The following is a 14561-nucleotide window of genomic DNA, read 5'->3' on the forward strand; positions in this document are numbered from 1 at the left end:
AAAACCAGAAATCAGAACCGGAAGAAATTCTTCGCATTATAATAAGAGATGTTTTCCACCATTTTTCCCAAGAAATCAATCTGTGAAGCAGGCAACAGTCCTTTTTCTACATCATTGCCAATCAGATTACAAAGGATCCGTCGGAAATATTCGTGGCGTGGATAGGACAAGAAACTACGGGAATCCGTCAGCATCCCGACAAAACGGCTTAACAGCCCCATATTAGAGAGTGAATTCATCTGCGCTTCCATTCCGCTTTTCTGATCGAGGAACCACCATCCGGAACCGAATTGGATTTTACCGGCAACGGAACCATCCTGAAAGTTACCGATCATCGTAGCGACCATATCGTTGTCGCGCGGATTCAGGTTATAGATAATTGTCTTTGCCAGATGATTCTCGCTGTCCAGCCGGTCGAAGAAGCGGGACATACTCCGGGCAACATCCGGATCGGCAATGGAATCGCATCCGATATCCGGCCCGAGTTGCTTGAATAGACGCGTATTATTATTACGAAGCGCTCCGTAATGGAATTGTTGTGTCCACCCTTTTTCCCAGTCCATTAAAGCGAAATCCCAGAGAATCGCCGATTTGAATTTGGAGATTTCCTCCTCCGTCAGTTCCTTCCCGCCATAAACTTTATTGAAGATGGCTGCAATTCCGGCAGAGGTATACTCCTCGGCATAGAACGTATCCAGTCCATGGTCGGAAAGCCTACAGCCGACACTGCCAAAGAAGTCGTGGCGCTTGCGCAAAGCCGCGATCAAATCATTATAATTGCTGATCTCCACTCCCGATATGGCGGACAACTTTTCCACGTATTGCCGGTAATTGGCCGGAGATTCGACAGCCATTGCCTTATCAGGCCGCCAGGTAGGAAGCACCTTTATCTCGAATCCTTCTTTCTTCAGGGCAAGGTGATATTCCAGGGAATCGATCGGATCATCCGTTGTGCAGACCGTTTCTACCCGGTAATGCTTCATCAGTCCGCGGGCGGAAAATTCAGGGGTCTGCAATTTGGCGGTACATTCGTCGTAGATCTCGCGCGCTGTTGTCGAATCGAGTAATTTCGTGATGCCGAAGGCGGTCTTTAACTCCAGGTGGGTCCAATGATATAGTGGGTTCCGCATAGTATAAGGCACCGTTTCGGCCCATTTCTCGAATTTCTCCCAGTCGCTGGCATCTCCGGTACAATAGCGCTCATCGACCCCATTAGTCCGCATGGCCCTCCATTTGTAATGATCACCGGCCAACCATACTTCGCCAAGGTTGGCGAATCGATGGTCTTCGGCGATTAACTGGGGATTCAAATGACAATGGTAGTCAATAATAGGTAGTTTCCGGGCATGCTCATGATATAATTTTTGAGCCGTTTCAGTTTCGAGAACAAAGTTCTCATCTAAGAATGCTTTCATGTATGTATTATTTATTAAATAAATGCGTCATTAACGATGAAGTATGAACCGTTCATTGTTCATACTTCATCGCTCTTCTCATCGTTTCGTTAAGTAGGAGCTGACCAGGATCAGTATAACCAAGAGAATGGCAATGATGATAAATAATATTATGATCTGCTTTTCCAGAGAAAACCGCCTGAGAAAAGGGATATGCTTCGCCCATCCGACCACTGTTTTTATCTCTTCGGAATACTCCCCTTCGTCAGGGACTTCATAACCGCCGGCTTTCATGGTTTCCAAAGCATGGGGTACATTGCTTTCCAACGTTTCCACGCGCACCAACTCCATCCCTACATAACCGGCCAGTACCTGGCTGCTAGCCTCATTCCGTACATAACAGTCTATTCCTTCCGATTTCAGATAGGAAACCAGTGTTTGGGCTTCCGACAAATATTGAAACCGGGCTATTTCTACCATTCGATCCATCCTTTTCCTCCTTTTTACAAAGGAAAGATATTTCGAGCAATAACACAATAAAAAAGGCTTCTCCAATGGAAGCCTTTCTTTCAAATTTTTATTTTTTAAACGTTACGCATCGCGGAAATCCTTCAGCATTTCTTTCAATTCCTGGCGGGCAAAAAAGATACGGCTCTTGACCGTTCCCAGAGGAACGCCTAACGTATCTGCTATTTCGTTATATTTATAACCGCTCAGGAACATTGAAAACGGTACTTTCAATTCTTCATTCAGGCTGTTGATCGCTTTCGTTATTTCCTGAATCTGATAGGAACTGTCGGGAGAATCGAAACCGGAATCGTTGACTATGTCCAGGTTATACAAATCGACCCCTTGGTCAACGACGGTCTGGGTCCGCACTACTTTGTGATAATTATTGATAAATATATTACGCATGACGGTCAGTACCCATCCCTTGAAGTTGATATTGTCAATAAATTTCTCTTGATTATCCAGAACTTTGAGTGTAGTTTCCTGCATTAAGTCTTGCGCGTCGTCCCGGTTAGCGGTGAGCATCAGAGCAAAATTCATCATATTTTCTTGCATGCTCAATAATTTTTTCTGAAATTGCAATGCATTCATATCTGATCACTTTAGAGGTTATTATCTCTTGTCTTTGTTTAAGACAGTAACAAATATAATGATTTATTATTAATATATCCGGGCTTTGATGTTTTTTAATACATTATACTATCTATCAATATATCAATATTTTTTATCACTTTTGTTAGCAAAAAAGAACAATCATGGATACAATGCTAAAGAGACAGGATTATTGCCTCTTTTCAGGGAAAAGAAACACTAAAATTTAATCATAAAATCAATGGAAAAGAAACATTCTTTTTTCCGGCTACTGCCGTTTTTGATCTCTTTCCTCCTTTTATTGTTTTCTCAGGCGAAAATGCACGGGGAAAAGACTTCCCCAGCCAAATTGATCTACCAGATCGACATTAAAAAGGAAATAGACCATACGACCCAGATCTACCTGTCGAAAGGCCTGGCCGAAGCCAACAAAGTGAAGGCGGACGGCGTGGTGATCCACTTAAACACATATGGAGGGCTAGTCGACGTGGCGGATTCGATGCGGACGTCCATCCTCTATAGCCCCATTCCGGTCTATGTTTTTATCGACAATAACGCTGCCTCTGCCGGAGCCCTTCTCTCCATTGCCTGCAAGAAGATTTTCATGCGTAAGGGGGCCAATATCGGGGCGGCGACAGTCGTCGACCAATCCGGGGCGGCCATGCCAGACAAGTACCAGTCTTACATGCGATCCATGATCCGCTCCACCGCCGAAGCGCAAGGAAAAGATACCCTTGTCCAGGGCGGAGATACAGTCTATCGCTGGAAGCGCGACCCGAAGATCGCGGAGGCAATGGTAGACGACCGGATTGTCATTCCCGGACTAATCGACTCCGGGAAAGTATTGACTTTTACCGCCGGGGAAGCGTTGGAATGGAGATATTGCGACGGCATCGCCGAATCGGTCGATGAGGTCATTACAAAATACCTGGGCTATGACAATTACGAGATCGAACGTTTTACCCCTTCCTGGTTGGATAATATGAGAGGCTTTCTGATGAATCCTTTTCTACAGTCCTTCCTGATCCTCTTTATTATCGGAGGCATCTATTTCGAGATGCAATCCCCCGGATTGGGCTTCCCCTCCATTGTAGCCATTTTAGGGGCGGTGCTCTATTTTCTGCCTCTCTATATCGAGGGCCTGGCGGCGAACTGGGAGATCCTGCTGTTTATCATTGGCCTGATACTGATTGCGATCGAAATATTCGTGGTTCCGGGATTCGGCGTGCCCGGCATCGCAGGAGGAATACTCGTTGTGGGAGGATTGATCCTCAGCCTGCTGGGAAATGTCAATTTCGACTTTGAGGGCGTATCCGGAGATGAGATCGGACGGGCTATCCTAACGGTATTATTAGGAGTCGGATTGGGTTTTTTCAGCTTGATATGGCTTTCGAGCCGTATCGGCCGGCGAGGTCCTTTGCAAAGAATGGCGTTGGTTACCGACCTGGAAGGAGCGACGACCTCCTTGGGGCTAAACGCTCTTATAGGCAAGCAGGGAAAAGCAGAAACGGTTCTCCGCCCTTCAGGCACCGTGAATATCGACGGCGAATTGTATGACGGCGTATCGGAATCGGGATTTATTGAAAAGGGCAAAACGATTGTGGTTGTCCGTACCGGACAAGCGCAGGTGTATGTAGAAGAAATCCGTTTCTGAATCTCTCTTATTTGTCCAGATATTCTTTGCCGAAGCTCAGCGGAAGAAGGGAAGTGGCGCCTTCTATGGCTAACACGTCTTCCCGCCCGCATAATAAGATTTTAATCGGACGCTGGTAGCGTTGTTCCGTCTCCAGCAAGACCTGGCGGCAAGAGCCGCAAGGCGATACATGTTCCTGTATCTCCCCTCCCTTCAATGCTATGACGGCAAGGGTAGTAACAGGGATGTTCGGATATTGGGCCCCCGCATAAAAGAGAGCGACCCGCTCGGCACATAAACCCGAAGGATAGGCGGCATTCTCCTGATTGTTTCCGGATACGATTGCCCCGTTTTCCAATAGGACAGCCGCCCCTACATAAAAACGGGAATAAGGCGCATAAGCACGTTCGGCGGCAATATAAGCCTGCTCGGCCAATTGTCGTTCCTTGTCGGATAATTCATTGATAAAAAGAGATTGTACCTTAACCTCAATATTTATGTCTCTCATGCATTCTCAGCTTCTTTTTACGGGAAACAAAGATAATGTTAATCATCCAATGAAAATCTTTTATTTCCCCTCTATTTGACTTCAGACAATAAATATTATCAAAGAATAAACAAACTCACCGATAAACCTTTTGCCTTTCTTTCTGTCTTATATCAGGAAACAACCTATTAATGCTTTAGAAAGGGTTGGATCATCAAAATTAGCTGATTTATAAATTTAAAAAAAGAAGGTATGAAAAAGTTCGTATTATTCGCTTTGGTTGTGTTCCTGGGTACGACCGTCGCTTCGGCTCAGAACAGACAACGTGTATCCCCTGAGGAAAGAGTAGAAAAACAGACCGAGGCTTTAGCCAAAGAACTGAACCTGACGGCTGAGCAGAAAGAAAAAGTGAAAGCAATCTATTTGAAGAATGTCCCGGCACAACGCGCCGGCTCTGCCGACCAAACGGATCGTGAAAAACTGAGAGCTGAATTCCAAAAAAAGAGAGAAGAGCAAACGGCTGAAATAAAGAGTATCTTGACGGACGAGCAAAAGACCCAATACGATGCTTTCATGAAAAAACAAGCAGATCGTTTTTCAAAACGGGAAAAATAAACCGTTCTCCGGATTTATCTTTACAGGAAAATATTCAGTAAAAAGAGTGCGCTTTCAACAACGCACTTTTTTTTATTTCTCTAATCAACGATGGAAGGAGGGATATTTATTATTAAAGCGGTAGCCGATGCCCAGCATCAGGAAATTGGGCGTATGGAAATTCTGAAGACTATAGCCGATATGGAGAAAAGAACCGCGAGTTACCTCAACCTTCAGCGCCAGAATCTGATAGAAGGCCTTCAGGTCGCCTCCTCCGTGAAGTACATTCACACCCAGTCCCAAGCCGACAGTAAAGTAAGGCATGATATACTCTCCCCTCGCAGACAAGCCGAGGGCTAGCTGTTTTCTTAACGGAGGCTTGAAAAACTCCTGTTTTGTCCCTACAATATAATCTTCAGTATAGACATTGGCGCTTCCGTCATAAACACCGTCCAGCGATACGCCCGCACGAACCTTATAGCCCAGATTATACATGGGCGCGAAATTGAAGCCCAACACAGTATAAGCCTCCGGCGAAGCTACTTGTTCTTCACCGAATGCAACGCCCTTCCGGCGCCATGAACCGAATAGGACCAGGTCATAACTGATGTGTCGGGGAAATTGAGGGATATTCGTCCGGATCCAAGACCTTGCAAGATAATCGTTTTTGCGATTGAAATTATATACCAAGCCCACTTTCAACCCGACATTATTCAGCCCCGCATTGGGGAATTTGGTATTCCCGTTGGAAAAGTGGCTTAGGGCAACTCCGGTCGTCAGATCAAATTGACGCGAAAGCATCCAGTTCATGTAGAAATTCACATTCATGTATGCGTTTACTTTCGAGCCCATTGTTATATTATAGATGTTGTAGAACGGATCATAGGGCTTCCACCCGGTAGACACACCAAAGTTCCATTCATAATTTAACGATACACGGGGAGAAAATTGATAGACGCGTGCGCCCTGGAAGAGATAAAAAGCGAGCGGATTGCCAATCTGTTGCGGCTCCCCGAACGTATAATAAGCCAACCCCAACCCTTGGTAGGCTCCGCCGTAGATCCGGTCGAGGCAGGTATTGGGATCGAACTGGAAAGAGTAACCCAGATGGGCGGAAAAAGAATTCCGGATCGGAGATCTCGGTATACCATCCGAATACTCTCCGCGCAAAAAGGAATTGGTCGGAAGAATATACCCCGGACGTACCTCAGCACTGATCCGGTGGATGGAGCGGCGGGAAAAAAACAGGGAATCCTTTCCCGGAGGAAGTTTTTCCGGCAGTGCTTTTTTATCATAGCCTCCACCGGCCGTATCTGTTACATTCTCTGAAATTTTATTGAGACAGATCCCGGCAGAGAGAATAGGGAACAAAGAGAGCATGGCTCCTAAAGAAGCCATAACCCTCCACATACGCATTTCCCTTTTTATATATCGTATCAAGTCTTTATGATAATCCGGGGATAAACCCTGTACGGGTTACAAATATATAATTTTATTGCATTGATTAGAATGGATCCATAAAAAGAAATAAAGGGAGAATTGCGAGAGGCCTTATACAAAGAGAGGCTGCCTTAGTGTGGGTAGTCTCTCATAATGTAAATATCCTACGTCATAGAATCGGTTTTGGATAGAACTAAGGTCGGCAAAGAATATCTATAGCCGGGAAAATGTAGAACACTTACAGTGCAAATATATATTTTTCTTTTGGAGACGCAAACGAAATTTTAATAAAAAACATTTTTCATACTCCCCAGGTTTCCCTGTCCAAATTACGATAATGGATAGCTTCTGCCAAGTGGGAGGATTCTATATCTGCAGAATCATCCATGTCCGCAATTGTACGCGAAACTTTCAGGATCCGATTATAAGCACGAGCCGAAAGACTTAGTTTCTGCATCGCATTCTTCAGCAATTTCAATCCGGCTGCATCCGGTACGGCGTATGCGTGTAACTGTTTGGAATCCATCTGGGCGTTGCAATAGATTCCTTCGTCTCTTTCAAATCGTTTTTCCTGGATCTTCCTGGCACGGATCACACGCTCCCGGATCACTGCACTGGTTTCGCCAGTACTTCGCTCCGATATTTTCTCGAAAGGGACCGGAACAACCTCTATCTGAATATCAATCCGATCCAGCAATGGGCCGGAAATCCGGCTCATATATTTTTGTATGCTGCCGGGAGTACAGATACAGGGATGATCCGGATGATTATAGTAGCCGCAGGGACAGGGATTCATTGAAGCCACCAGCATAAAACCGGCAGGAAAATCCTGTGTAAAACGAGCCCGGGAGATAGTGATCTTGCGATCTTCCAAAGGTTGCCGCAAAACTTCCAATACATTTTTATTGAATTCCGGTAACTCGTCGAGAAAAAGGACCCCGTTATGAGCCAGACTGATCTCTCCCGGTTGGGGATAGGCTCCGCCTCCGACTAAGGCGATTGCAGAAATCGTGTGATGCGGGGCGCGGAAGCTCCGTTGTGTGATAAGGGAGGTATTTCCGGGAACTTTACCGGCTACCGAATGGATCTTAGTAGTCTCCAACGCCTCCTGTAGGGTAAACGGAGGAAGAATGGTAGGCAACCTCTTGGCTAACATTGATTTCCCGGTACCTGGGGAGCCGATCATCAATAGGTTATGCCCTCCGGCAGCCGCCACTTCGAGGGCTCGCTTGACACTCTCCTGGCCATGGACATCCGAAAAATCGGTATCGAATTGCTGCTGTTTGGCGTAAAACTCTTCGCGGATATCGATTACCATCGGTTCGATTTTCCGCCTTCCGGCGATAAATTCAATTACTTCCAGGATATTCGTACTGCCGTAGACTTCGAGTCCCTCCACAACGGCTGCTTCCTTAGCATTGGATTTAGGCAAGATAATTCCTTTGAAGCCCTCTTCCTTCGCCTTAAGGGCGATGGGAAGTACTCCTCTCACGGGTAACAAGCTACCGTCGAGGGAGAGTTCTCCTATGATCATATAGCGATCTAAAGCACCGGCATCCAGTTCACCCGCCGCCGCCATTATCCCGATTGCCAGAGGGAGATCGTAAGCCGAGCCTTCTTTCCGGATATCGGCCGGAGCCATATTGATTACGATTCGGCTGCGCGGGAATTTATATCCATTCACCTGAAGGGCGGATATGATCCGTTCATGACTTTCCCGGACAGCATTATCAGGCAAGCCGACAAGATAAAATTGGATTCCTTTTGTACAATTGACCTCAATGGTAACGACAGTGGCAGAAATGCCCATCAGAGCAGCAGCATAGGTTTTAACTAACATAGTAAAGAAAAGTTTTGGTTCCGGAAGAAACAATCGTGAATCAGTCGATCAATGCTTCCAATTTCTGTTTTATTTCAAGCCCGTTTTCCGTTTTCAAAACGATCTTCCGTTCCCTATCTATCAGAAAACAGCGGGGCAATGCGCTCACATTATATAATTCGATCATAGATGTTGCTTCCCCTTCATTATCGGCAACCAGATTCCACCGGAGGGAATCTCTTTTCACAAAGTTTTTCGCTCCTTCTATGTCTTCTTCTAAAATGATCATCAGCAAATCCAATTTATCGCCTGTGTATTTCTTGGAGATTTCATTGAGCAAGATTTCTTCACTTTGGCAAATATCACACCAGGGAGCCGTAAAGGCCATCAGCAAGAACCGGTTTGCAAACGAGTCCCGCGTAAGCACGTTTCCCTCGATATCTTTTATCTTAAATTCAGGGGCAATCGCTCCGACAACCGTCCGTTGTGCCTTTTCACTAAGTTGTTTCAGATCTTCCACAACATAGAAATCATTCAGTTTGGGATCCAATACGGCAAGCAGTTCGTCCATTTTGCGCGGATCGTCCGCGTCGGCAAAATAGTTCCGGATCAGGATTGCGGAAGCTTCTTCTTTCGGATTCTTCTTAATATAAGCGTAAACCTGCTCTTCGATCATATAATTAACGTTACGCAATTTGCCTAAGGCGTCGGACTCTCCTTTGATCGCAGCATCATCATCCGCTTTGTCTACCTGATTTTCCAGTGTAACCTGCTCTCTTAACAGGGCGGCGATCCCTTTTTTGAAGTCCGTTAGTTTATCATTAATACGGCTACCCTTAACCTGTATAAGCTGAGGATAAAATGCATCTCCGGAAAGGGAGATATTGGCTTTAGGTTCCAGATAAATAGTGATCCAACTTTGTTTTTTATGGTAGAATAGAGTCAAGGTCTGAAAACCAGGTTCCGTTTGCAATATCTCAAACATGCCGGGCTTTTTACATTGAACCGTATCAACCAATTTTTTCTCCGGTGATTCAAAGACGGCGTAAAGTGTTTCGTCTTCCAGATTTGTCAGTTTCCCTTCAATGCGATAAGCCGCCTTCTCCCCGCAGGAAGAAAAGAGGCATAAAAGGCTGAACAAGAAAAGAAAGTATTCCTTTTTTATCATTTAGTGGTAACTTATCAATTCATAAAATTATACGGGAGTAAATGTAATGATATTTTTATGATATTTTATACAAAAAGACAATTCTCTTGCTTTATTTAATAAAAAAGGGATGTGAAACTATCGTCCACATCCCTTTTCTTTCATTTTCAAAGCGGGAAACCTAAGAGTTCAGATTTCCTGCCTTATTTTCTTATAATTTAGGACCGGCAGCAACCAGGGATTTACCCAGATCGTTTCCTGTGAACTTCGTAAAGTTCTTAATGAAACGTGCGGACAAATCTTTTGCTTTTTCATCCCATTGAGCAGCATCTGCATAAGTATCACGAGGATCAAGGATCTTCGGATCAACACCCGGCAAAGCAGTCGGAACTTCGAAAGAGAAGTAAGGGATTACTTTTGTCGGAGCCTTGTCGATCGAACCGTCAAGGATTGCGTCGATAATACCCCGTGTATCTCTGATGGAGATACGTTTGCCGCTTCCGTTCCAACCTGTATTTACCAGATAAGCTTTCGCTCCGGACTTCTTCATTTTCTTTACCAATTCTTCGCCGTATTTTGTAGGATGCAAAGACAAGAAAGCTGCACCGAAGCAAGCGGAGAAGGTAGGAGTCGGTTCTGTAATGCCACGTTCCGTTCCTGCTAACTTAGCCGTAAATCCGGACAAGAAATAATACTGTGTTTGTTCCGGAGTCAAGATGGAAACCGGAGGCAATACTCCGAATGCATCAGCGGACAAGAAAATAACTTTTTGTGCAGGTGCACCTTTGGATACCGGTTTTACGATATTTTCGATATGATAGATCGGATAAGAAACACGCGTATTTTCCGTTACGCTCTTATCTGCAAAATCGATCTTACCGTTAGCGTCAACCGTTACGTTTTCAAGCAAAGCGTCACGTTTGATTGCATTGTAGATATCCGGTTCCGCTTCTTTGCTCAGGTTGATTACTTTTGCATAGCAACCGCCTTCGAAGTTGAATACGCCTTCATCATCCCATCCGTGTTCGTCATCACCGATTAACAAACGTTTCGGATCTGTTGACAAAGTTGTTTTACCTGTACCGGAAAGACCGAAGAAGATAGCTGTTTCTTTGCCTTCTTTGTTGGTATTGGCAGAACAGTGCATGGAAGCGATTCCCTTCAATGGCAACAAGTAGTTCATATAAGAGAACATACCTTTTTTCATTTCACCACCGTACCAGGTATTCAGGATAATCTGTACTTTTTCAGTCAAGTTGAATACAACAGCAGTTTCAGAGTTCAATCCTAATTCCTTGAAGTTTTCAACTTTTGCTTTGGAAGCGTTCATTACGATGAAATCAGGTTCTCCGAAATTTGCCAATTCTTCAGCGTTCGGACGGATGAACATGTTCGTTACGAAATGTGCCTGCCAAGCTACTTCCACGATGAAACGGATTTTCAAACGTGTGTTTTCGTTTGCACCGCAGAATGCGTCTACAACAAAGAGTCTTTTGTTAGACAATTCTTTGGTAGCGATACCCTTCAAAACTTTCCAGCTTTCTACCGGAAGAGGTTTGTTATCATTTTTGTACTCATCAGAAGTCCACCACACGGTATCTTTTGTGGTATCATCATATACAAAAAATTTGTCTTTGGGAGAACGACCTGTGTAAACACCTGTTTTTACATTCACAGCACCAAGCTCAGTCACCTGACCTTTTTCAAAACCTTCCAGAGTCGGTTTTGTTTCTTCTTCAAATAACAAATCGTAAGAAGGATTGTGAACGATTTCTGTTACACCGGTAATCCCGTACTTGCTTAAATCTAAATTAGCCATTTTGAAAATAATTAAATGATTTATATTACTGACTCTCTTTCCCTATTAAAACCAAGTTTCCTAAACTCTGGTTGCAAAAATAATACATTTTTCAATTGCTTGCTCCTTAATTAAGGAAATTTTTCAGTAATATAATATGATTTACTTTATTTCCCACACATCTTTTGTTAATAAGAAATCTTTCAGGCTGTGATTCTTTGACTTAGATTGCACATCCCTAATCTGCGATGCAACCGATTCATCATAGGACGGAGCCTCTACATCACGGATAACCCCCAATGCAACGGGCAGGTCATCCGCCATCATCGCAAGCATCAAATGAAGGGTCGGATCTTTTTCCTTGGCATCATGCGTAAGCACATCATCCAACGAATATCCGTCTTCGCCGATAGTAACCGCTTTTATTTTCAATCCATCCAAAACCAAACCCTTCTCTTTGTTCTTCCCGAATACCATCTTTTCTCCATGTCTCAGAAAAATAGTACGGTCGGCGCGGTATTCCTTATCCGTTATCGTTTTATGGATTCCGTCATTAAATATAACGCAGTTCACCAAAACCTCCACGACGGAAGTTCCCTTATGTTTTGCCGAAGCAATGAACAGATCCGTCAAATTGGACAAATCCGTATCGATCGAACGGGCAAAGAAGGTGCCTCGCGCTCCTAATGTCAATTCCGCCGGAATAAACGGATCTTCCACCGTTCCGAAAGGAGAACTCTTGGAGACAAATCCCCGGTCTGATGTGGGAGAATACTGCCCTTTCGTCAAGCCGTAGATCTTATTGTTCATCAGGACAACGTTTATATCGATATTCCGTCGGACTGCATGGATAAAATGGTTTCCTCCGATTGCCAAACAGTCGCCGTCACCGGTAATCAACCATACGCTCTGATCCGGGCGGGCTGTCTTCACACCAGTTGCAATCGCAGCGCCCCGTCCATGAATCGTATGGAAGCCATAGCTACTCATATAATAAGGTAGACGGGAAGAACAACCGATCCCGGAAAGAACAGCCATATTGTAAGGCGCTACCCCTATCTCCGCCATCGCCTTATACAGGCAGTTCAGCGTTGCATGGTCACCGCAACCGGGGCACCAGCGCACATATTGATCACTTTTATAATCTTTTGGGCTATACGTCAATTCTACTTCTGTACTCATTTTTCAGGCCTCCAATATTTTTGTAAATTCTTCCACTAAGCGGGCAACAATGAACGGCTGCCCTTTGATACGATTAAATTTATACGGAGTAAAGTTGTCTATCTTCCCACGAAGGTAGGTAACAAATTGTCCTGTATTTTGCTCGGCAACAACTACTTTCTTGTATTTTTTCAAAATCTCTTCCGTATTCCTGGGCAGAGGATTGATAAATTTGAAATGGGCCAGCGCCACTTTTTTACCTTGTTCATGGAGGATTTCCATCGCTTCATGCAAATGTCCGTAAGTACCTCCCCAACCGACGATAAGCAAATCGGCATCCTCATCTCCCTGGACCTTCAAATCCGGTATGAAATCCGCTATTTTATCGATTTTAGCTTTACGCGTATAAATCATCTTTTGGTGATTCAGCGGTTCGGTAGAGATTCCGCCGCTTACATAATCTTTTTCCAGACCTCCGATCCGGTGGGTATATCCTTCCATACCGGGAATCGCCCAATAACGAACCAACGTCTCCGAATCGCGACGATACGCTTTCCAGTCATCCCCCTTATAAGAAGTCGCATAATGGGGAGTGATGGAAGGATATTTTTCCAAGTCCGGAATCCGCCAAGCGGACGATCCGTTGGCAATAAAGGCATCCGTCAACAAGATAACCGGTGTCATATGTTCGACCGCCAGTTTGCCGGCCCAGAAAGCCGCTTCAAAACAATCTGTCGGAGTAGAAGCGGCAATGACGACAAGCGGGCTTTCTCCATTACGTCCATAAAGCGCTTGCAGCAAATCGGTCTGTTCGCTTTTGGTAGGAAGTCCCGTAGAGGGGCCACCGCGTTGTACATCGATAACAACCAACGGCAGTTCGGAAATAACGGCAAGGTCGATCGCTTCGCTTTTCAGTGACAAGCCGGGGCCGGAAGTAGAAGTTGCTGCCAGGCAGCCCGCAAAACTGGCTCCTATAGAGGTACAAATACCGGCAATCTCGTCTTCCGCCTGGACAGTAATGACACCTAAGTCTTTTCGTTTCGCCAATTCTTGTAAAATATCTGTCGCCGGAGTGATCGGGTAACTTCCCAGGAACAGGGTGAGCCCCGCTTTTTCCGCCGCTGCAATCAATCCGTAAGATGTGGCATTATTGCCATTCACATCTATATAATAGCCCGGTTCAAATGTAGTCGGTTCGATCCGGTAAGTTGAAACCGAAGCGTGAATATTATGTCCGTAATTATATCCGTCTGTCAACGCCTTTATATTTGCCCGTGCAATCGCCGGCTTTTTGGCAAATTTGGTTTGCAGTAAATGCATCGCGCTTTCCAGCGGACGTGAGAACAGCCAACAAACCAAGCCTAAAGCAAACATATTTTTACAACGGAGCGCCGATTTATTATCCAGTTCAAACTCGGCCAACCCGTCTTTTACCATCGTAGAAATAGGAGCAGAAATAACCTGAACATTCCTAAGGCCTAATTCGTCAAAAGGGTCGTCCGTTGTGAACAAAGCTTTCGCCAGATCTCTCTTTTGGAAAGAGTCCGTATCAATAATTACAATTGCATTAGGTTGCAGATTTTTTACGTTTACCTTTAACGCGGCCGGATTCATCGCCACCAATACATCCGCTTTGTCCCCCGGAGTAAATATCTTCCGTGAGCCTAAATGCACCTGAAAACCGGAAACTCCGCTTAACGTTCCTTGGGGAGCGCGCACTTCCGCCGGATAATCGGGGAAAGTAGAGATATCGTTTCCGAAAATCGCTGACAAATTAGAGAAGATGGTACCGGTTAATTGCATTCCGTCCCCACTATCACCAGAAAAGCGTATGACGACTTTTTCCAACGTTTTAACCTTTGTTTTTTCTGTCATTGCTGCTATTTTTAGTCTTTAGATTATCACCGTATTTTATTTGCCAGCAAAAGTAGGAATAAACTTGTGGGTATTCAAATCTTGTTGATTCAAAAGTTTATCCCTTAGCCCT

The 14561-nt window shown here is 44.8% G+C and carries 12 protein-coding genes; 2 read left to right on the plus strand and 10 right to left on the minus strand.

The window, feature by feature from the left end; genetic code table 11:
- Positions 1 to 11: 11 nt before the first annotated feature.
- The 3 genes from uxaC to BQ8014_RS00570 all read right to left on the minus strand — a co-directional run bounded on the left by uxaC (position 12) and on the right by BQ8014_RS00570 (position 2495).
- Positions 12 to 1415: a glucuronate isomerase gene (uxaC, locus tag BQ8014_RS00560; protein WP_080902645.1), complete on the minus strand. Its 1404-nt coding sequence runs from the start codon at positions 1413 to 1415 to the stop codon at positions 12 to 14.
- A 78-nt stretch (positions 1416 to 1493) separates the two neighbouring features.
- A complete protein-coding gene (locus tag BQ8014_RS00565) occupies positions 1494 to 1883 on the minus strand; it encodes a putative signal transducing protein (protein ID WP_080902646.1) in 390 nt (129 codons plus the stop codon).
- Positions 1884 to 1985: 102 nt separating this feature from the next.
- Entirely contained in the window at positions 1986 to 2495 is a 510-nt protein-coding gene (locus tag BQ8014_RS00570) for an RNA polymerase sigma factor (protein ID WP_080902647.1), read from the minus strand.
- A 319-nt stretch (positions 2496 to 2814) separates the two neighbouring features.
- On the opposite strand from BQ8014_RS00570, the gene BQ8014_RS00575 reads away from it, so the two are divergent.
- Entirely contained in the window at positions 2815 to 4149 is a 1335-nt protein-coding gene (locus BQ8014_RS00575) for an NfeD family protein (protein WP_080905734.1), read from the plus strand.
- Between the two features lie 7 nt (positions 4150 to 4156).
- Here the strand turns inward: BQ8014_RS00575 and BQ8014_RS00580 are convergent, their stop codons facing one another.
- Positions 4157 to 4636, minus strand: coding sequence for a cytidine deaminase (locus BQ8014_RS00580; protein WP_080902648.1), 480 nt, complete (start codon positions 4634 to 4636; stop codon positions 4157 to 4159).
- Between the two features lie 231 nt (positions 4637 to 4867).
- Between BQ8014_RS00580 and BQ8014_RS00585 the strand changes: the two genes are divergently transcribed.
- Positions 4868 to 5230, plus strand: a complete 363-nt coding sequence (locus BQ8014_RS00585) for a Spy/CpxP family protein refolding chaperone (RefSeq protein ID WP_080902649.1) — start codon at positions 4868 to 4870, stop codon at positions 5228 to 5230.
- 84 nt (positions 5231 to 5314) lie between these two features.
- Here the strand turns inward: BQ8014_RS00585 and BQ8014_RS00590 are convergent, their stop codons facing one another.
- The 6 genes from BQ8014_RS00590 to BQ8014_RS00615 all read right to left on the minus strand — a co-directional run bounded on the left by BQ8014_RS00590 (position 5315) and on the right by BQ8014_RS00615 (position 14449).
- Entirely contained in the window at positions 5315 to 6637 is a 1323-nt protein-coding gene (locus tag BQ8014_RS00590) for an acyloxyacyl hydrolase (RefSeq protein ID WP_080905735.1), read from the minus strand.
- A 313-nt stretch (positions 6638 to 6950) separates the two neighbouring features.
- Positions 6951 to 8489: a YifB family Mg chelatase-like AAA ATPase gene (locus tag BQ8014_RS00595; RefSeq protein ID WP_080902650.1), complete on the minus strand. Its 1539-nt coding sequence runs from the start codon at positions 8487 to 8489 to the stop codon at positions 6951 to 6953.
- A 40-nt stretch (positions 8490 to 8529) separates the two neighbouring features.
- Complete coding sequence (locus BQ8014_RS00600) at positions 8530 to 9636, minus strand: TlpA disulfide reductase family protein (RefSeq protein ID WP_080902651.1); 1107 nt, start codon at positions 9634 to 9636, stop codon at positions 8530 to 8532.
- A 190-nt stretch (positions 9637 to 9826) separates the two neighbouring features.
- Entirely contained in the window at positions 9827 to 11434 is a 1608-nt protein-coding gene (pckA, locus tag BQ8014_RS00605) for a phosphoenolpyruvate carboxykinase (ATP) (RefSeq protein ID WP_080902652.1), read from the minus strand.
- Positions 11435 to 11575: 141 nt separating this feature from the next.
- Positions 11576 to 12595, minus strand: a complete 1020-nt coding sequence (locus BQ8014_RS00610; RefSeq protein WP_080902653.1) for a 2-oxoacid:ferredoxin oxidoreductase subunit beta — start codon at positions 12593 to 12595, stop codon at positions 11576 to 11578.
- A gap of 3 nt (positions 12596 to 12598) precedes the next feature.
- Positions 12599 to 14449 (minus strand): 2-oxoacid:acceptor oxidoreductase subunit alpha, encoded by a 1851-nt coding sequence (locus tag BQ8014_RS00615; protein ID WP_080902654.1) that lies wholly within the window; start codon positions 14447 to 14449, stop codon positions 12599 to 12601.
- Between the last annotated feature and the right edge of the window lie 112 nt (positions 14450 to 14561).

Origin of the sequence: Parabacteroides sp. Marseille-P3160, from assembly GCF_900162725.1 — a bacterium.
Classification (GTDB): Bacteria; Bacteroidota; Bacteroidia; order Bacteroidales; family Tannerellaceae; genus Marseille-P3160.